We start from the raw sequence: 18,757 nt of genomic DNA on the forward strand, positions 1-18,757 counted from the left end.
GAGCGCTATCAAGTTGATCCATAATCGATGAATAATCTCTTGTCCGAATGGCATTCACTCCAATCTAAACTTAGTAAAATTGTTGCGCAATTTATTTCATCATTACTATATGCTTTTTGGTAACCGTGTGTCAATCATTTTTTAGTCCTCAATAACACTAATTTATTAAAAAAAAAACGAGCAAGCCACATAACTTCAGCTACTCGTTTTTAGAGAATGTCGATTAACAAATAAGAGTGGATTAGAGCAACTTAGGGACTATTAGTAATGCTAAAGGAACACAGATGCGTTATTCCGACAAATATAACGACTGAAGTCCGTTAAGTATGAATAGAAAATCCAGCTTCTCGATACCAAGGAAGCCTTGAAATTGGGGCATCCACTTCTTCAAAGGTTGGCCCTTGTACAATTGAGCCATCATCACCGAGCCAAGTACCAACTGGGAAATGAACATATCTCCTTGTTTGCCCTTTAACAAGCACAGGTGCCACAAGAATATGATCGCCTAGCATAAATTGATCGTTTATAAGCTCGAAGCCCGCATTTGGAAAAACATAATCCAGATGCCGCATAATAGGAGCACCCGTTTTAGAGGACTCTACGGCTAATTCCAGAATGATATGCCCTAACTCTTTTCTAAGCTCCATCATATCTTTGCAATATTCTAAATACTCTCCATCCAATACCCGCCACGGACCTAATGAGAATTGCATCATCGGAAACAAGGCTGAGCATTGCGCATACCTGACAAATAACTCCTTATCCAATATAAAATCTGCCGAATTAAAGTCTCCATCCAATCCCCCGCCTATCATATCCGGACAATTATAGGGATAGCCCATTAAACCCTGCAAGATGCCATTTGGAATAATATCGATCAAACCTTTACTTCCCCATTGATGGGCTTTATCTCGCTGACGCTGAATCAGAGATTGCCCGCCTAGCTTCCAGCACATGCGATATTCGCTAAGCAAATATTTGGTTCCAAGCTTGGCATAAGCCTCACAATCATCGTTATTTGCAAAAGGATTTCTCCATAAGTGCTTAGTTGCATCGCTTGCTTCTGAAATCATTGGCTCTCCAGCATCAAATTTAAACCCGTCAATTCCATAGCTGCTAACAAGATAGTCCAATTGTTCGTGAAACCATTCAACAGCTGCCTCCATTGAATAATCAATCATTGCACTATAACCATTCCACCATTGACGTATTACAGACTCGCCATTCTCCGTTTGCAGCAAATAGCCTTTTTTACTAAGCGATCGATACATAGGACTATCTGGGCTTACATAAGGACATACCCAAAGCATAACTTTAAATCCAAGCTCATGCAGGATGCGAATCATTTCCTTGGGGTTAGGAAACCGGGCTTTATTAAATTCCCAGTTGCCATAGTCAATCATCCAATTATCATCTAGAATAAGTACGCCTGGAGGAAATCCATTCTCAAGAATTGATTCTGCATATTGAATTACTTTTTCCTGTGTAGGCTCGTAGAACATCTCTACCCATGTATTGTACTGAGGCGCCAAAAAAGCTAGTGGATCGGGAAAGGTTCCAGAAGGCGGAAAGTAAGTTTGAGAGACGTGTTTAAAGGCTGTAGCCAGATTCTGATGTTCTTGCCCGAATATAATAGAACCGTCTGCATCATTAATGGCTAGTTCATCTTGATTGAAAGTAAAGGTATAAGGCTGCTCACTCCATATAAATCTTCCTTTGCTAGATAAGAGCAATGGAGACGCCTGATTCTCATCCATGTCCCGCAAATCACGCGAATAGTCCGTATTTCCATAAGGCATAAAGGAACCATCGTTCACGACCCCTCCCCACCAATATTCATCCGCTAATAGTTTAATCTTTTTTTCGGTAGCCATGTCAGATTCTCCTCAATAAAAATATCCTCTTGATAGTAAGTAAATTAATTGCGCAACTATTTTATCTCAGTAGCTTATTCCTATTTTCAGAGCCTGTCAATATATAATTTTTTTCATATAAATCATGAGATTCTTCCGTTCGTTGACACAATTTACAAAAAAGAATAAAATAAATATAAAATGCAATAAGTTGCGCATATATTTTAAAAATACACTTTTATTGGGAAAGGATATAGAAAAACCAATGATTAAATTAAAAGAAATCGCTGAAATTGCCAACGTTTCCGTTACTACTGTCTCAAGAATTTTAAACAATAAAGGTAACTTCAGCGAAATAACTAAACAAAAAGTTCTTGATATAGTTAAAGAATATCTATATACACCAAGCACGGCGCTTCAAAAACTCAACAACATATCTTACACAATTGGGATATTTATTCCCAACCAGAACGATTTTATAGATGATGATCCTGCTTCTTCCGTTGATTTGAACAACCTCAAAGAAGAGTTCGAAAGCTTGGGCCATACGCTAGTGTTGACTACCAATACGGGTAAAATAGATCGTTCCTCGATGTCTTACACAATGATCCAAGAGAATTCAATTGACGCAGCGATTATTTTCGCCCCGTTCACAAACGATGAGCTAGTCGATGAACTAATTGCCAATAACATTCCTTATGTTGTAACAAACGGAAGAAACATAGAGAAGAACTGGAATTACATTGATTACAACAATTACGATGGCGCCAAAAGTGTTATCCACTATTTATATAATCTGGGCCATAGAAATATCGGTATTATTGCAGGACCTGTAGATCATTTAGTAAATATCAATCGAATGCAGGGCAGTATGGATGCATTTCAACAATTAGATTTGCAGATTTCAGAGACACAAATCCTTCATGGTTCTTTTAGTCTTGCACACGGATATGAATCAGCTAAAACGCTCCTAAATGAAAAACCAAGGGTAACCGCTCTATTCTGTTTTGACGATATTATTGCATTCGGAGCGATGAAAGCCATTTCCGAGCTTAATCTAAAGATACCTGATAATATTTCAATTGTAGGCTTTGATGATCTCAAATTATCGGAATTCATGATTCCACCTCTAACAACTGTCAGACGATTCCGATATGATATTAATCAATTAATTGTAAAGCTGCTTATTGACTTAATTAATAATAAATACATTGAAATGGTTCATATTAGTTTAAAAACAGAGCTAATTGAAAGAAGCTCATGCAAAAAAATATAGACTCCAAGATAACCTTCTCCCCTACGGTCGTGACTGATCTAATCGTAGAGAAAGAAGGTTTTCCTATGTCATTTGGAGCCCGTAAAAGCAACCCCTTCAATAAAGCGCTTTTGGAAAACAACAAACACAAGAATCATTGGAATAACGGTCATAAGCGCGCCTGCCATTAAAGTTGGATAATCGCTTTGAAACTGCCCTACAAGGTTCTGCAAGCCCGCAGCCAGAGTCAACTTATCAGCACTGCTGTTAATAATAAACGGCCAAGTGAAATCGTTCCATGCCCATAGCATATGAATGATCGTTACTGCCGCTAAAGCCGGGGTAACCAGAGGAAGCATAACTAAACGAAGAATTTGGTAATGGCTGCATCCATCAAGAACAGCCGCTTCTTCTAATTCCAAAGGTAAGCTTAAAAAGAATTGGCGGAGCAGGAATGTGGCAAATGGGCTAACCAAGCCTGTAATGAATAGTCCTGTAATCGTATTGACCAAGTGCATCTTATTGAGCATAAAGTATTGTGCTGTATAAAAAACTGTATTAGGCACCAGCATCACGGATATGACAATCATAAAAAGAAAGTTTTTGGCAGGAAACTTAATTCTCGCAAACGCATAAGCGGCCATTGTACTCAAGACAAGCGGCCCGACTGTTCGAAAAAAGGCTGAGATAATCGTATTGTAATATAATCTGCCAATGTGTAATTTATTCCAGGCATTAGAAACATTGTGGTGCCAATTATTCCAATGAGCAGGCAAAAACTTAAAAGGAATTTGTGTTGTTTCCGTCACCGTTTTAAATATATAAAGGATCATCCAAAGAAAAGGAATGAGCATAAAAATGGCCACGATTACAAGTACTAGTTGAGCCAGATAATTCGTTCGTTCCGCGGATTTAGCACGTGTACTCAAAAAATCGCCTCCTATTCATAAAATACCCATTTTTTCGACAAACGAAATTGGAGGGCTGTTAATAGCAAGTTAATGATTAAGAGAATATTAATTATTGCTGCCCCATAATTCGGTTCATTCTGGCGATAAGTCGTAATAAAATAAGAAAAAACAATGGAACGAACATCCTCTAGAACAACGCTATTTCGACCAAGTAAGAAATAAATACCTTCAAAAACCTGCGTGCCTTCAATGACTGAGATAATACCAACAAAAAATAAAGTAGGTGTAAGCAAAGGTAAAGTAATGTAGCGGAACTTTTTAAAGCCAGTAGCGCCTTCAAGCAGTCCAGCTTCGTATAGAGTTACAGATATGCCCTGTAAGCCAGCGAGAATAATAACCATTTTCAAGCCAATACTGCCCCAAACAGCTGTAAGCACCAAAGAAAACATGACCACCTTGGGATCAGACAGCCAACCAATATCAGTTCCAAGCATTTTATTAAGCAACCCATAATCCCTGTTAAGCAAAACAACCCAAACCAACGCTGTCGCAGCAGGAAGTGTAATTTGCGGAAGAAAGTAAATCGTCCGGAATACGGATATTCCTTTAATTTTTTGATTTAGCAATAAGGCAAGAAACGTGGCAATGATCAATACCAGCGGAACAAACAAAATAACGTATTGAAAGGTATTGCCTAAATTAGCCCAAAATTCTTTATCATGAAATAATCGCTCATAGTTTTTCAAACCAACCCACTTATTCTTCAACCCAAAGTTTTCAGATTCTACAAACCCATAAAATAAAGACATCAAGGTTGGGAGCACATAAAAAAAAGCAACCAAAAGTACGGTCGGTATGACTAGAATATAGGCAGGCAAGTAGTGATCTCTGAACTTCGATATCTTCCTTTGCTTACGGTTAAATATAGGTTTAATTGGGTCGTCTGTCTCGATGTTGGCAAGACTCATCATAAACACTCCTTGCAGCAGTTTAAAATGTAATTGGCTCTCATAAATCTAAGAGCCAATTACATTAGGTTTAATTTTGATTGAAAAATGGATTATTTCTCTGCAGCTATAGCGTCGTTCATCATCTTTGCAACTTCTTTAGCTGCATCTTCAATCAGTTTTCTACCGCCAAATGCAGGAGTCATAATAGCTGCTTCTTTTTCAAACCATACTGGATACGATTTAGAACCTGCTGGATATGGAGTAGCCTCTTGTGCTTGCTCCGGGAATACCTTCAAATTTAATTCCGGCTTGGATTTAAGCCAAGCATCTTGTGTATCTTTAAATGCAGGGATCGCAGTTCCTTTATCAGCAAAAATTTGCGCTGCTTCTTTGGAGCCCAAGAATTTCATTAACAACCAAGCTTCGTCCTGATGTTTGCCTTTAGCTGACATGGAGTAGCCTAAACCATTGATAATATTTCCACGACCTGCCTTGCCTTTTGGAAGCGGTGCCCAATCCCATTTGCCTTTAATAATCTCACTGCTGTAGATATCGTTGATCTGCCATGAGCCATCGAACATCATAGCCAATTTGCCTGATTTGAACATTTCACGCGGATCTGTTTCTGACATTTGCTGTTGAGTTGGTGATGCTTTATCTACGATCATTTGATATCTAGCTTTTAATGCTTCAATTGTTTCTGGTGAATCATAACCTGACTTCTTCATATCAGGAGAAAGAACGGATCCACCAAATGCTATAATGTCATTCCAGTAGCCGGTTTGTGTATCTGCTTTTGCAGCAAAGCCAAAAATTCCTTTTGCTGGATCAGATAATTTTTTGGCAACTTCAGCTAATTTAGCATAATCCCAAGTGTCGTCTGGAAAAGGAATGTTAGCTTTTTGGAACATTTCTTTGTTGTATGCTAGACCGATAGTATCAAAGTCCTTAGGTACTGCATAGTTTTCATCATTAACTGTATATACATTGCCTAAGTTTGAAACGTAATTGTTTAAATCAAGCTCGCCTGCCTTTACTTTATCAGTAATTGGCTTAATTGAATTTCCTGTAGCATATTTCAAAAATTGCCCGCTATGCATCCAGAAAACATCTGGCAAAGTCCCTGACGCTGCTTCTGCAGACCGTTTTACCCAATAATCTCCCCACGGTGTAACCTCTACCTTTACAGTGATGTTAGGATTTGCTTTTGTAAATTCTGCCGTGATCGCTTCTGTTGCTTCTTGTTGATTTGTATCCCAAATTGCTAGAGTTAATGTTACAGGATCTTTACTTGCTGGCGCTGCTGTTGGAGCTTCAGTTGCTGTTCCAGAAGCTGCCTTAGTTGGTTCAGCAGCTGGTGTATCCTTCTTGCTACATCCAGCTAGTGCAACCGTTAAAATTAAGAAAGCGCTTAACAAAGTGGTAATAATTTTCTTCCTTGCCATCCTTTTTTCCCCCTCAGTTTTGACAATCCTGTCGAATGTGTTGTAAGTAAATAGTTGCGCAATTTTTTTACTTACTTTTACATTGTAATAAGCCTGCACCAAAGTGTCAATACTTTTTCCTAATTTTGTCGTTTGTCAGTGATATGTCACTAAATAACTCTACAGAGATAGTGTCATGCTCAGAGATACAGATACGCGTTTAACTAGATTTGAGACAAGCAAGTCAAGTAGTTACTTATTCTGCCTAACAAAAAAGCAACCCCATCGAGCTGAAGGATTGCTTTTTTCCTGAATAGGGCATTCGCTATGCTTTTCAATCAAACAAAGCACTACTAAAGCTAACTACTGCATAAATTCCGTATCAAAATAGTATCCCTTTAAAGCTGCTGCTTTCTCCGTAGTAAAGAGGTCCTCAATTGTTAATCCCGCGAATCCAGAAGGGTTTTTATCCACATATGAATAATACTTTATTCCCCCACGAGTATACCCAGCAATCATTCTTACTGCATCAATCTTTGAACCTGATAGACTGAAACCACTAATAGGCCGAGAAGTCGTTATATTCAGCCCTTGAACTAGCACTATGAAGCTTGGTCCTTCAATTGGATTAACCCCACTAAATGTGGTTAGCTGGCTCGGTATATAGAATGAATTCTTCCAATTCGGATTCAATTCGTTTGTTTTATCAATACTGTACGCCATATCATTAGATATAATCGTATTTATGGTTGCTTTCGCTTCCGTTAGTGACATAGTTCCTGCAGCTGTTGGTGGCAAGCCGAATTCTTTGGTTAAACTGCTCCCAGTTAAGGCTAAAGAATAATCCAGTCCCATATTCAAAGCATAACTAGTGCTTCCGAAATTATAGGTATAAGGCATCTTCATCCCGAATATTAAATCCCAGCCAACATCTTTAGGGACTGCATTAATATTGGTATCATCCGGATAATTGCCTCCGCCATTCTTCACCTGTTGTTGGGACGCTAAATAAAATCCGTCGAAAGTGGCAACAGTGGCGACTGGGATATAATCTTTAATTAATGCTTTATTCTCTGCGGTCGGCTGCATATCATAATTGAAACAGAAGACATCCAAGAATGTATCCAAGGCAAGCTGTGGATCAACTGTGAATGATTTATTCTTGGTATAGTCCATATCCAGACTTCCGGTTTCCAGCATTGCTGCGGCTCCAGCATCAGTGGAATAATCAATGGCATAAGATAGCTTTAATCTTTCAATTTCGTCATTTTCTTTATGTATATAATTCATGTACCCCGTAAGTAAAGCAGCTATGAAAAGGATAACTACAATATTGACTATACCAAAGCTTCTACTCATACTTTACCTACTTCCTCACCATTCCGGCTAATGTCTGATCGAATTTAGGGGGGCTTAGGTGCAGCAGTCTATACTGTATTCTTTGTGCTGCCGTGTAGTCTATGGCTTTTACTGTAACTTTAATGATATCTCCTTCATTCCATTTACTAACGTCATCAGTAAGCACATAAGACGTATAGGTTCCGCCACTTCCGTCTGGATTAACGGTTTTCACATATCTTCTTACAGTAGCATCCATAGTAATCCCATAAGAAGAAACACCCAAATAGAAGTCCGATAGATCAATGGGAGAGAGCCTCGCATCATCACTCACTTTATTAATCAGATTAGTCATCTCATTTAATACACTTCGATTCATCGTTAAATCCTTGCCCATCGTATTGATGACAAGAGGGCCTCCAGCCAAAAGTGTAAATGCCAATAATACACCCAGTATCTTATTGAATATATCTGTCATGACAAGCTGCCCCTCCTTATGCCCTTACTAAATCCTTTTCCTCAAATGCATAAAGGGTTTCTTTAATCAGAACTCCATAGTAAATAGAAGTGCTCCCCAATGTATTTTTATACTTTATTAAAGCAACAATGATCCCTTTTGAACCGCGTTTTGGAAACCCGTATAAGTTTCTTGCATATTTATTAGCTGGATCCAAATGCTGAAACAATAACTCTGCCTCTTTTCCACGGATACAGGTAGCCTCTTTAACAACAACATAAGTCCCTTTTCTAAAAGAAGGAATAAGCAATCCAAAAATATTCATATATTTCCTCATTCTATAAATTATTTTCCCAGTTCACTGTGGTTTTACATCCCAAAATCTCATTCCTGATAGATCTGACATATCCGATGAAATGGAAGGACCGGAATATAATTGCAAGTAAATCGGTACCGTTGTTGGCATGACTAATTTTGCATCCTGCAGCTTCAAAGCTCTGTTGCTAAAAAACTCAGCATCTAAAGGGATTTCTGTATGGATGCCTGATGGACCAGAAAGACTTATTCTAATCTTTTGGGGCGCCCGGGCATTCTTATCGGCAACGACTAACATAAGCATGACATCATTAGTAGTAATGGGTCTTGGGGTTGGCACTATCTCACTTTCTTTTCCCAAAGCCGCTTTCTCTATTTGCACACCAAATCCACCTACATCGCCTTGGAAATAGGGGATAGCACAATAAACCATAATAGGAACAAAAATCGCTAATACCATAATCAATGAAATGATATCGAAGGCGTCATCGGCTTCATTCATCGCTATTCCTCCTTTATCACTACATCGTACATATCACTTATTTTTGTCAAAGTAAGTCGCACCTTTATATGGAAGAACCGAGTTAAATCATCCACTTTCGTAATTGGAATTGTATTTATCGAGCCTGAAAAAGAGTGAATCGCACTGGCATTTTTCTGCAGCATTACATATACAGAAGCGGCTGGAACAGCGCCATAATTGGCTGTATTAATCAATTCAGTAGCATAGGTCTCCGCTTGTGTATCTACAATAGAAGCTGTTGCTTGCCTCCCGAAGCTCTGACTCATTACAGTAAATAAGGCTAGCATACCAATGATTACACTCATTACTATAAGACTTATAGTGATATGGACACTATTACTGACCTCATTATCCAATTTACTGCCTCCTAAATTCTATTTGAGTAATTGCACCGTTGGCATCCTTAGTCAAATGTCCATCATATATAGCTGTAATAGGAAATATCGAGGTTAAATAGGCTGTCCCAAACTTTGCAGGGGGTGTTGAAGATACCCACTTCCAGTTGGTGTTGAAGGTTGTACTCACACCAATGTCTGTATCCACCCATATTTCAGGTGTCCCCCTGGCCTCTGCAATTGCAGAGATAACATCCTGCGCATGTAAACCAGTTGTTTCATTAAACTGGCTATATTTGCGCAACTCCTTGACAATGGCTACTGCATTATCATCATCCTGTTGGATACGGGCACTATCACTTGCCAGATGTCCGAGGACTACGATAAAGCTTAAGACCAGAGCTGCAGTCATTGCACTTATTCCAGCCCAAATGGCTGCTGGCCATTCATTCATCTAGCACCCTCCCTTTCCTACTCTATAAGCTTCATGAATGATAGAAAAATTCATGAAGCTTAACAACAGGAAGTTTATTGCTGTGTGAAGCAAATACCTACAATAGTTCCAGTGGTGTCTTTGATTAATTCAGCTAAGAATTTGGCAGTTGGACGTATAAAAGTTGCAGTACCTGATTTAGTAGTCGGTATATAAATCATATTATAAGTAATTTGACCTGAGCCCAATAAATCCACTGTAAACCAAGAATTCCCAGCACCTTTAGCCATCTCGGCAGTTATAAAGGTTGCCGCAACTGCAGGTGTTACTGTTCCTTGGTCTGTGCCTACAAGCTGTGCTCCATAATTGTGACCAGTAGTACCCTTACCAGTACCAGAAGTTGTTAGCATTTGAGCTTTCGTTCTCACAACAGTAGCAACAGGTCTACCTTCAAACAATTTAATTGCTGAGGTAACTTGCGTACCCGATTGAATCTTTTGATCAAAATCATCAAATTGAGCCAATGACATCGAATCCATAGAGTTCTGTACAGTTGTGATTCCTTGATTGGTAGTTCCTCTTGTAAACCCCAAAATTACGAATATCACCGAAATAATAACTCCAATTACGATCAATGCGATCGCAATTCTGGCTCCTGATCCTAATTCACCTTCCATTGATTACTCACTCCTAATTTGTATTTTAGTATTAGCTCATGAAGATATTAATACTTTTATTGTTGTGTGAAACAAATCCCTACAATTGTCCCTGTATTATCTTTGATAAGTTCAGCTAAAAATTTAGCTGTAGGACGAATGAATGTATCCGTTCCTGATTTAGTAGTTGGAATATAATTCATGTTATATTTAATTTGACCAGCTCCTGACAAATCGTTAACGTACCAAGAATTACCAGAAACTTTAGTCAGCGCATCAGTTATATAAGGGAGAACAAGTGGACTTGTGGTTCCTACAGGATCTGTGCCCACTAGCTCTGCTCCATAATTAAACCCAGTATCAATAGCTTTTGTCATCTGAGCTTTTGTTCTTACAACAGTCGCTACAGGCCTACCTTCGAATAATTTAATAGCCGAGGTTACTTGCGTGCCCGATTGAATTTTTTGATCAAAATCATCAAATTGAGCTAAAGACATGGAGTCCATGGAGTTCTGAACCGTTGTGATCCCTTGATTGGTTGTTCCTCTTGTAAAACCTAGTATTACGAAGATTACTGAGATAATAACTCCTATTACGATTAGTGCAATTGCTATTCTGGCTCCTGATCCTAATTCGCCTTCCATTGATTACTCACTCCTTTTATTCTATTTTTTACTGCAGGTTAATCAAAATTCATCTCCTACTACGTTCAAATTAATAGATACATACTCCTACGATGATTAAAACTAATAGCATGGAAGTAGGCATCCATGGAATACTTCAATCATCTCACCCCCTTCAAGCCGTATTTTATATGTCTTGCTTTAATGCTGTACATTAGCTAAAGCTGCCATAAATTCTTTGAACCCTAGAATACCAAGAGGTAGAAGGATATATAGAATCGCTGTCAGAACAAGCGGCGCCATTGCTAACGGACTAACCATCGATCTTTTCTTGTTGAGTGTCGTATTCTGTGAGATCTCTCTTATCCGCATAACATGATCTCTTTCTGTAACTAAATCACTAAAGGCCTCTGCTAGAGTTATTTGATGTATCGTTAGAATAAGCTTGTCCACTAGTCGTTTAAATCCCGGAAGGACAGCTTTAGCCTTTAAGCGATTAAGCGCTAATTCTGGATTAGACGGATACTCGTGATAAGCATCCAATATCGCATTCTTATGTACTCTGCTTTGCCGCTCTAGCCAGAATAAAGTATCCAGTGTATCTGTAGATGTATTCATCAATATCGCAATAATGGTCTGCAGCTGCAGCACATCTTCTTCACTTTCCGTTTTTAACAGCCACGCTCTTCCTCTTAACATTATTTCTGGAATCTTGGTAGCACCCATGCTTACCAAGAAGGCTATTACGATCATCCACCATTTAAAGGAGGCATTATGATAGCTAGTGTATTTCTCTTGCAATCTCTTGATTTGGGCATCCTGGTCAAATGCAGGCAATTTAGGAAGCTTAGCTTTAACATACTCTTTGGTTTCATTGGCTGATGGTAGAGTTGGCATGGATAGATATAGCTTGTCCATCTCTGTTCTGATCTTTACATCCTTGGCAGTTAGCTTCTCTCCTCCAACCAATGACACTTCTTTAACATTCTTGTATACAAATTGCTTGCCTAAATTAACAGCAAAGAAAAAACAAGTAATCGTTATACAGAAAGCCAATAAAGAGAACATTATTTTGGTGGCATACATATGCCGTAAATCGGTCATGCTGAGCGCACCTTTGATAATCCGTTGTTTTTTGGCTTTTTTAAATTGTTTCTTGGGCATCATATCTTTCACTATATCGGAGAACCACTTACGCTTAAGCAGCCGTATTATTAAAGCATTTCTATCATCCTTTTTAACAGATACTGCACTATTCACCTTCACGATCACGATATACCCAACAATGGATGCTAATAAAATTACTGTTCGCGAGATGTAACCAATCGCACCGCTATAAATGACGGATGTACCTGGGATAATCGATGTAAAAAAACCTTCGATAACTCCAATGGCAAGTAAGGGGGCTACTGGCAAATATTCCAGCATACCAAATCTCGCTTTTTGTAGAGAGATCCGCCTGATCTCCAAATTCACTTCGTCTGCCATCATGCCCATTGCCTGTAGAAAATTTGAAGAGCCATCTCGCAGCTTGGTATCACCTGAATTATTCAATATGTAACATACACCGGCTAATGTGCATAACAGCTTGAAGGGTGTAGTCGCATAAAATTCATCCAAACGCTTCTTCCCGTCAATATCTGTCAGAATAAAGTAGATGTCTTCAAAGGCTCGATGAATTTCTGAGCCTGTATCCGACTCCGCAACTGCTTCAGGAATAGAGTTTAATCTTAAGTAATTCTGCCTTAAGGAAGACAGCGCCATGGATAATTGCTTAAGCAGCTTGAAATGCACACTATCAATTTGCTTACTAACCAGAACAGTATTCATAATAATGGCATACATCAAGACTAGTAATGTCGAGAACAAATCTTTAAATATGAGTGCGCCTAGTATTACCAATCCCACAGAAGAAAAAGTGGCGATCGCATAAACCCTTACTGCATATACTTGGATTTCCTGACTTGTATAAACGGATAGTTCAGCTACTCTAGTCCTGACCTTTCTGTAACCACCTCGTGTTAAGAAGAATTCATCTAAGAACTTACTTAGCCTGAGATATGTGGATAAAGATATTATGCCCTTCTTCTTATTGTAAGCGCCTTTTCTGGAGGCTGCTTTCTTACGATCTGACATAACAACCATGGTAACGCCAAAGCAAGCTGTAAGAATGATCGCTATAATTAAGAAAATCACTATTATTCACCCCATTTCTTACAAGTTCCAATTATCCAGAATAAATTTTTTGAAATCTTTTACTTTATCCAACGGCATTACATCGAGCATTTTCTGAGTCAAATCTGCGGTAAACCATTCCATGGTTTCATAGGTATCCGTTTCGAGGTTATACCTTAATATATCTCTAGTTGTAAAAGTCTTGCGATCTGTCTGACGAGTATAGTATTCCTTGGTAATCTCATTCATAGAGTGAAGCGGGTTCTTCATATCATATTCAGGGTAGGGCACGCTGACATCCAGCCTGACAATTTCAGATATACGTTCTATATACCTGCGACCACTAGTCGTATAGTTAAGATGGATATCCACTCGAATTACATCAATAACCTGTTGTTCCGCGGTAATCATATTCCCTGAAAACCCGCCGGCATTTACTAGTGAGTTACGGATGGCATAGACCAATTGCTCAGCCACATTAGCATGATGTGAGAAGATAGTAAATATGGAAGCAACCTGCCCCATTTGGATCATTCGAGCCGCAATAGGATCAGTAGCAACCTCGCCTACAATCGAAACTGCCGCATCTGATTTCTTCAATGCATCCTGCAGCTCTGCTGCTGAAACATATTCGGTTTCCTGAACAGACAATATATTTCTCTCTGGATATAGCTCTCGCAAATACATTTCCGGTGCCATTTCCAGTACACGTATCGTATATCTTGGATCAATGTATTTAACAGCAGCGGTCATCATAACAGTCTTGCCTGCACCTTGACGCCCAGTAAATCCACACGTAATTTGACCCATCATGAGATACATCACCATATTAATTGCCAAGTATGCTTTATTAACATAAGGCTTATCTATAAGTGCAGGTAGAGAGGAATCGCTCAACGTAAACTTTCTTACAAATACAGCCCAATATTCGGATGCCGGCGGTCTCATCGCTAGCACTCTAGATTTGTCGTACATCGTATTAACCAGAAACCCACGTTTCTCTGTTAATGGACCTGGATTGTTATAGCGGCACAACAGCTGCACAACCCGTCTTAATTCCTCTTCTGAATTAAACGTTAGAAATCTAAGGTGGATGTATTTGCCGTTATAATATAACCAAACTGATCTTGGTGCTTTCATAATTTTCTTATCTTTATTGAGTAAAGCACTTAATATCGAGCCCGAGGTTCCACAGTTGAATCCATTGATATTCATCTCACGAAGTGTATCAATAACTCCAAAGCCTTTATATCTTTGAAAAATCATAATAGATAATAAATCCAACATTACAGGATATGTCAGCTCATAATTTTTCTCTTTATAAATGACATCTATATCTTCATCTAAAACAAGATAAGAAGCTTGGGATTTGTCTTCAATTTCATAGCGATCCCTAGCTAATTTATACTCATTTATCAATTCAGCTAACGCATCTTTACCAAATGACTTTTTGTAGTAATACATTAATATTTCAAATTGAATTCGCGAATCCAGATTGCTCGCTTTAAAATCATAAACATCTAGAATATCCTTCTCCGTTTTTAATAAATCAGCGACAATGCTTCGGATCAGATCTTGTACGATTAGCTTGGCTGAATCTATACCATAAACACAATTCCGCATGGCATCCTGAATTCGCGCTTTTCTTTTGTACATGGACTCAAATTCTTCATCCGCTAATCCGGAGAGATTCTCATCCTTTACTAGATCAGCCAAGCTATATTTCACAATATCCAATAATCTATCTATAGTTAGTTTGTCAGCTTGTTCAATGTCAGGCCTTTCTCTTTTGGACTTTAAATAAAGCAGCACAACTATTATCGCTATACTTATGAAGGTTATGAGTATAAGTATTGTATTCAAGCTCAAATCTGCTTCCCCCCATCAGCTATTCCCTTTATGCCTATTATTCGTTTTCTATTACTGAGGCCAAATCATTTTCCTTCCCAGATTCGCTAACACGATCATAAGACATTCCTTTAAATCGTTATGCAATTCGATAACACGCGGATCCTTATCCATAATAAAGGGTAGAATAGTCTGCAATTTACCCATATTACTTGTACGTTTAATAAATGCGTTATAGCTGATTTTTGCACAACGTCTATGCCTGATATTCATTCTTTTCGTCGTGTCCCTGAATGCTTCAACATAAGGATCATATTGGTTAAAGATAAAAACCAAGCCTTTTTTGTTCAAATAACTCATGACTTCAGCCGATTCCCAATACTTGAGTTTATTCGCTACATCTCTTGATTGAGTAAGAACCATGATGATCAGATCGGAATTGTCCAAAACAGATTTAGTGACCTCGTCATATATTTCCGTAGCTATATCTGTAATCACGATTTGATGGTTTAAATTCTCAATTACAAATTTTAAAAGCTTGGTATTATCCGCATCCGAAATGGTGTCTGATGCTGTGTCCATAATTTGCAGGTTAGGTACTCCTGGAATCTGAGTACAATAATCCAAGATCTCATCACCTGATATTGCATGTGCTTCTAATAATTTAATTACCTGAGTGAGGCTTCTTGTCTTGTCTTCCATTTGCTTCAGTCCAAGAAAGCTTTCAATTGAGTTGTTATTATTCCCTGTATAAGTTAAGCAAGTAGTCAAATTCTGTGTTTGAGCTAATGCTAATGCAAGAAGCACACTGATCGTTGTACCGCCTTGTCTACGGTCAGGAGAGATAATGGATATTCTCATTTATTCCATCTCCTAGTTAGAATAGTCATTGCTGTTTTTAATTTAATATTCAATTTAGGAGCTAACATTGCAGCTAAACCTTTATTCAAATTAACTGAAGGCATTGGAGATAATATATGGTACGTTTCTATTTCCTCAATACTTCTCCAGAGCTGAGATATAGGTAGAACATTAATAGCCTCTTTCTCCCGCTTACCGTCATAAGTCATTTTAATTGTTGTATAAGCACCCAGAATCTCTAAAAATGACTGCTCATCCTCATTTGGGCTAAAGCTCTTTACATAAAAAACTAATGATAAGTTGTCAGGAATGGTATCCTGCATATCAAAAATAATATGTTCAAAGTCATCAACGGTATATCCCACTTGTTCAAATATCTCATCTGGAGAAGCATCAGATACGGAAATCAGTATGTTTGCCATATGCCCTTGTGATTCACCATTCTCCAATAATCTCTTATAATGACGATTATTACTGAATAGCGCTACATCCCCAGTAGCTTGCAATAGCTTCAGTAGTGCATATATGACAGGACGTTTATCAGTAAAACCATAGACTCCAATCAACATTATTCGACAACACCTTTCCCAATATTTAAGGTTGGAGGCGTAGGTAAGGTTTCAATCTTATCCGTTGATTTGTTCAATGGTTCCGATGAAGCTGGTGGCGCTTGTGTTGGTACTGGAGTTGGCACTGGCAATGCAGCATTTTCTTTAGCTATAGCATCTTTATTAGCCTGCTCCTCGCTCTTTAGTTGGCTTGACCCGCCATCTATTTTACCCGCAATTTCATCACGACCAGCTGCAATAACGGCTCCATCTTCCGGAGAAACGTTGGAAACACCTGAATCTATAATTGTTCTAGTGGTACCATTTATTGCAGCATTTACCTTCTTGATTATATTAGGATCAGCAATCATTATAGCCAATATATTCTTGGGTACTGCGTAATAAGGAATTGCCGCTTTCTGGATCCCTGGCTCCACGTATTTGCTTAAATACAAGGTAGCCCCTTCATCTGATTGCAAGAAATAATCAATTAAGGATGCTTGATAGTAATGAATTTCATCTTCTTTTAATTTTATTTTTATCGTTTTATCATTAATGGCTTCTACTCTTTTATGCGGCAGAACTATAAAATCCTCCCCTAAAGGATAAACAATTCTATAATCTACATAATCTCCAATTTTCAATCCAATAGGCATTACACTTGAAACAACGTCAAACTCTCTTGTAGTGTCATCCATTGGATCAACCATAACCAAATCGTTGCTTAAAGGTGTTCCAGCTGATATACCGACTCTATAATACTTTCCAATTATCGACTCAGGATCTAGAATAAAGCTTTGAGTTATAAAAGATTCTGGAATTTCTTTAACGGTCAGATCAGACTCTTCAACTTTCTTACCAGGAGAGATTCCTTCTATTCCATCCTTAATTGTCCATATCCCCACCAAAGGTCCCACTTTGTCAATTGTTGCTTGTAGAACAGCTACCTCATTATCGTACTTCACTGTTATTGCCTTCTGCTTGGGTCCCCATAGTACAAAATACTGACCAACATTCGTACCCACCAGTACTAATGCAGCTAGAACAATTAATGCAATGGTCTTAAAGTTCCATTCTATATTCACGTAAACATCTCCCATTTATGTATTACAATCTTTAATAACAATTCACACAGTACATTTGGCTCATATTAAAAGCTAATTTTTGGTAATAATTGAAATTTAAATGATTTACGCAGTATAACATGAAATTTTGTAAAATGTTGTCGAAATATGGCGAATAAGTAAATTTATGATATTTTTACAATTCTACATTTTTTTCACATAAGGATAGAAGGATGAACTATTATTCACCCTTAAAATCTTTGATATAATTCATAGGATCCGGCAGTTCGCTTTTAATTCCATAAAATACTTTCATACTATCTTCCAGAATGATTACTCTGGAAACAATATTATTTTTCTTTATGTAATAATCAATATAAGTATTATCACTATAATCTCCGACTATTTTCCATCCGTCCGAAACCAAAGTCTCCAAATAGTTAAAACTCTTATCCATTGCTGAGTTATACGTGTATGGGATAGAATGCTCTATACCATTCTTCAAGCTTACAGGATCTATCAAGTTAGTATCGAAGATGTTGGTGTACGAAGTAACAGCATGTCCAGTCATCCTTAATAACCTTGGGTTTACCTTGCCAGTTGCTTTACTTAAAGGTGTGCTTATTTGGGTATTCATATCTTCCAAATAAACGGTATCACCCAAAACGTATTTTATATAATGCTCCCCCTTTGCTTCTACTTCTTTTATAACAATACCCTTAAGGACTGGTTCGTTCTCCGAGGCTTTAGATGGCAGCAAATAGATAATGACCGTTGCAAATAATATCAGCAGAATAGCTAGCATTATTCGTTTATTCATATTCCTTCACCACTTCCCCTTTGTACATTAGAAGTACATTTCCTAAAGGGTCGAAAGCGACTGTTAAATCTAACTTTATTAATGCTTCCATTACCTCTTTATTCTTAATATTTGCTTTAAATATTTGCTTCCCGTACCATACCTCTAAAATAGATTCTTTTTTTCTGAATCCAATATCATCTATGGTTTTCAAACCTAATGAACCCATTGAATCATCTTGAATCCTTCCATCTATACCTTGATAGTTTTTAATAATACTTTTTATAACCGGATCTAAGCCTGTATTTGAATGATTCCACACATAAACTCCGGCTAAAAGGATAACGAAAAACAGAGTCCACGCATATGTCTTGATCATATTCCACTAT

General features: G+C 38.0%; 20 protein-coding genes. 1 reads left to right on the top strand and 19 read right to left on the bottom strand.

Annotated elements, in window-relative coordinates:
* Positions 1-320: 320 nt before the first annotated feature.
* On the bottom strand, positions 321-1,874 hold the full coding sequence (locus EHS13_RS29970; RefSeq protein ID WP_155703892.1) for a glycoside hydrolase family 31 protein: 1,554 nt from the start codon (positions 1,872-1,874) through the stop codon (positions 321-323).
* 244 nt (positions 1,875-2,118) lie between these two features.
* On the opposite strand from EHS13_RS29970, the gene EHS13_RS29975 reads away from it, so the two are divergent.
* Positions 2,119-3,129, top strand: a complete 1,011-nt coding sequence (locus EHS13_RS29975; protein ID WP_162463319.1) for a LacI family DNA-binding transcriptional regulator — start codon at positions 2,119-2,121, stop codon at positions 3,127-3,129.
* A 68-nt stretch (positions 3,130-3,197) separates the two neighbouring features.
* On the opposite strand, the gene EHS13_RS29980 is transcribed toward EHS13_RS29975, so the two are convergent.
* From EHS13_RS29980 to EHS13_RS30065, 18 genes are all read right to left on the bottom strand, one after another.
* Positions 3,198-4,037 (bottom strand): carbohydrate ABC transporter permease, encoded by an 840-nt coding sequence (locus EHS13_RS29980; protein WP_227013597.1) that lies wholly within the window; start codon positions 4,035-4,037, stop codon positions 3,198-3,200.
* A gap of 11 nt (positions 4,038-4,048) precedes the next feature.
* A complete protein-coding gene (locus EHS13_RS29985; RefSeq protein ID WP_227013598.1) occupies positions 4,049-4,990 on the bottom strand; it encodes a carbohydrate ABC transporter permease in 942 nt (313 codons plus the stop codon).
* A gap of 89 nt (positions 4,991-5,079) precedes the next feature.
* On the bottom strand, positions 5,080-6,414 hold the full coding sequence (locus EHS13_RS29990; protein ID WP_155703894.1) for an ABC transporter substrate-binding protein: 1,335 nt from the start codon (positions 6,412-6,414) through the stop codon (positions 5,080-5,082).
* 342 nt (positions 6,415-6,756) lie between these two features.
* Positions 6,757-7,752 carry a hypothetical protein gene (locus EHS13_RS29995; protein ID WP_155703895.1) on the bottom strand — a complete coding sequence of 332 codons (996 nt, stop codon included), beginning with the start codon at positions 7,750-7,752 and terminating at the stop codon, positions 6,757-6,759.
* 7 nt (positions 7,753-7,759) lie between these two features.
* Positions 7,760-8,209, bottom strand: coding sequence for a hypothetical protein (locus EHS13_RS30000; RefSeq protein ID WP_155703896.1), 450 nt, complete (start codon positions 8,207-8,209; stop codon positions 7,760-7,762).
* A gap of 16 nt (positions 8,210-8,225) precedes the next feature.
* The gene (locus tag EHS13_RS30005; RefSeq protein ID WP_155703897.1) at positions 8,226-8,513 is read right to left on the bottom strand and encodes a hypothetical protein; all 288 of its coding nucleotides are present in this window, start codon (positions 8,511-8,513) and stop codon (positions 8,226-8,228) included.
* Positions 8,514-8,546: 33 nt separating this feature from the next.
* Positions 8,547-9,005 carry a hypothetical protein gene (locus EHS13_RS30010; protein WP_155703898.1) on the bottom strand — a complete coding sequence of 153 codons (459 nt, stop codon included), beginning with the start codon at positions 9,003-9,005 and terminating at the stop codon, positions 8,547-8,549.
* A 2-nt stretch (positions 9,006-9,007) separates the two neighbouring features.
* Positions 9,008-9,382 (bottom strand): hypothetical protein, encoded by a 375-nt coding sequence (locus EHS13_RS30015; protein ID WP_155703899.1) that lies wholly within the window; start codon positions 9,380-9,382, stop codon positions 9,008-9,010.
* 1 nt (position 9,383) lies between these two features.
* Positions 9,384-9,815 carry a hypothetical protein gene (locus EHS13_RS30020; RefSeq protein WP_155703900.1) on the bottom strand — a complete coding sequence of 144 codons (432 nt, stop codon included), beginning with the start codon at positions 9,813-9,815 and terminating at the stop codon, positions 9,384-9,386.
* Positions 9,816-9,889: 74 nt separating this feature from the next.
* On the bottom strand, positions 9,890-10,471 hold the full coding sequence (locus EHS13_RS30025; protein WP_155703901.1) for a hypothetical protein: 582 nt from the start codon (positions 10,469-10,471) through the stop codon (positions 9,890-9,892).
* A gap of 56 nt (positions 10,472-10,527) precedes the next feature.
* Positions 10,528-11,094, bottom strand: coding sequence for a hypothetical protein (locus EHS13_RS30030; protein WP_155703902.1), 567 nt, complete (start codon positions 11,092-11,094; stop codon positions 10,528-10,530).
* A 180-nt stretch (positions 11,095-11,274) separates the two neighbouring features.
* Positions 11,275-13,269, bottom strand: coding sequence for a hypothetical protein (locus tag EHS13_RS30035; RefSeq protein WP_155703903.1), 1,995 nt, complete (start codon positions 13,267-13,269; stop codon positions 11,275-11,277).
* An 18-nt stretch (positions 13,270-13,287) separates the two neighbouring features.
* Positions 13,288-15,117, bottom strand: a complete 1,830-nt coding sequence (locus EHS13_RS30040) for a hypothetical protein (protein WP_155703904.1) — start codon at positions 15,115-15,117, stop codon at positions 13,288-13,290.
* A gap of 51 nt (positions 15,118-15,168) precedes the next feature.
* On the bottom strand, positions 15,169-15,957 hold the full coding sequence (locus EHS13_RS30045) for a CpaE/TadZ family protein (protein ID WP_155703905.1): 789 nt from the start codon (positions 15,955-15,957) through the stop codon (positions 15,169-15,171).
* Positions 15,954-16,526 (bottom strand): hypothetical protein, encoded by a 573-nt coding sequence (locus tag EHS13_RS30050; protein ID WP_155703906.1) that lies wholly within the window; start codon positions 16,524-16,526, stop codon positions 15,954-15,956. Before EHS13_RS30050 ends, EHS13_RS30045 begins: the two co-directional genes overlap by 4 nt.
* A complete protein-coding gene (locus EHS13_RS30055; RefSeq protein ID WP_162463320.1) occupies positions 16,526-17,590 on the bottom strand; it encodes an SAF domain-containing protein in 1,065 nt (354 codons plus the stop codon). The genes EHS13_RS30050 and EHS13_RS30055 overlap by 1 nt, the downstream gene beginning before the upstream one ends.
* Positions 17,591-17,810: 220 nt before the next feature.
* Complete coding sequence (locus EHS13_RS30060) at positions 17,811-18,389, bottom strand: hypothetical protein (protein ID WP_155703908.1); 579 nt, start codon at positions 18,387-18,389, stop codon at positions 17,811-17,813.
* On the bottom strand, positions 18,382-18,747 hold the full coding sequence (locus EHS13_RS30065; protein ID WP_155703909.1) for a hypothetical protein: 366 nt from the start codon (positions 18,745-18,747) through the stop codon (positions 18,382-18,384). Before EHS13_RS30065 ends, EHS13_RS30060 begins: the two co-directional genes overlap by 8 nt.
* Positions 18,748-18,757: the final 10 nt, after the last annotated feature.

The sequence above is a fragment of the Paenibacillus psychroresistens genome (genome assembly GCF_009728935.1).
GTDB classification, from domain to species: Bacteria; Bacillota; Bacilli; order Paenibacillales; family NBRC-103111; genus Paenibacillus_AC; species Paenibacillus_AC psychroresistens.

Coding starts and splice junctions, on each gene's coding strand:
- EHS13_RS29970 (WP_155703892.1), bottom strand. CDS start 1,874: ATGGCTACCGAAAAAAAGATTAAACTATTAGCGGATGAATATTGGTGG.
- EHS13_RS29975 (WP_162463319.1), top strand. CDS start 2,119: ATGATTAAATTAAAAGAAATCGCTGAAATTGCCAACGTTTCCGTTACT.
- EHS13_RS29985 (WP_227013598.1), bottom strand. CDS start 4,990: ATGATGAGTCTTGCCAACATCGAGACAGACGACCCAATTAAACCTATA.
- EHS13_RS29990 (WP_155703894.1), bottom strand. CDS start 6,414: ATGGCAAGGAAGAAAATTATTACCACTTTGTTAAGCGCTTTCTTAATT.
- EHS13_RS29995 (WP_155703895.1), bottom strand. CDS start 7,752: ATGAGTAGAAGCTTTGGTATAGTCAATATTGTAGTTATCCTTTTCATA.
- EHS13_RS30000 (WP_155703896.1), bottom strand. CDS start 8,209: ATGACAGATATATTCAATAAGATACTGGGTGTATTATTGGCATTTACA.
- EHS13_RS30005 (WP_155703897.1), bottom strand. CDS start 8,513: ATGAATATTTTTGGATTGCTTATTCCTTCTTTTAGAAAAGGGACTTAT.
- EHS13_RS30010 (WP_155703898.1), bottom strand. CDS start 9,005: ATGAATGAAGCCGATGACGCCTTCGATATCATTTCATTGATTATGGTA.
- EHS13_RS30020 (WP_155703900.1), bottom strand. CDS start 9,815: ATGAATGAATGGCCAGCAGCCATTTGGGCTGGAATAAGTGCAATGACT.
- EHS13_RS30025 (WP_155703901.1), bottom strand. CDS start 10,471: ATGGAAGGTGAATTAGGATCAGGAGCCAGAATTGCGATCGCATTGATC.
- EHS13_RS30030 (WP_155703902.1), bottom strand. CDS start 11,094: ATGGAAGGCGAATTAGGATCAGGAGCCAGAATAGCAATTGCACTAATC.
- EHS13_RS30045 (WP_155703905.1), bottom strand. CDS start 15,957: ATGAGAATATCCATTATCTCTCCTGACCGTAGACAAGGCGGTACAACG.
- EHS13_RS30050 (WP_155703906.1), bottom strand. CDS start 16,526: ATGTTGATTGGAGTCTATGGTTTTACTGATAAACGTCCTGTCATATAT.
- EHS13_RS30060 (WP_155703908.1), bottom strand. CDS start 18,389: ATGAATAAACGAATAATGCTAGCTATTCTGCTGATATTATTTGCAACG.
- EHS13_RS30065 (WP_155703909.1), bottom strand. CDS start 18,747: ATGATCAAGACATATGCGTGGACTCTGTTTTTCGTTATCCTTTTAGCC.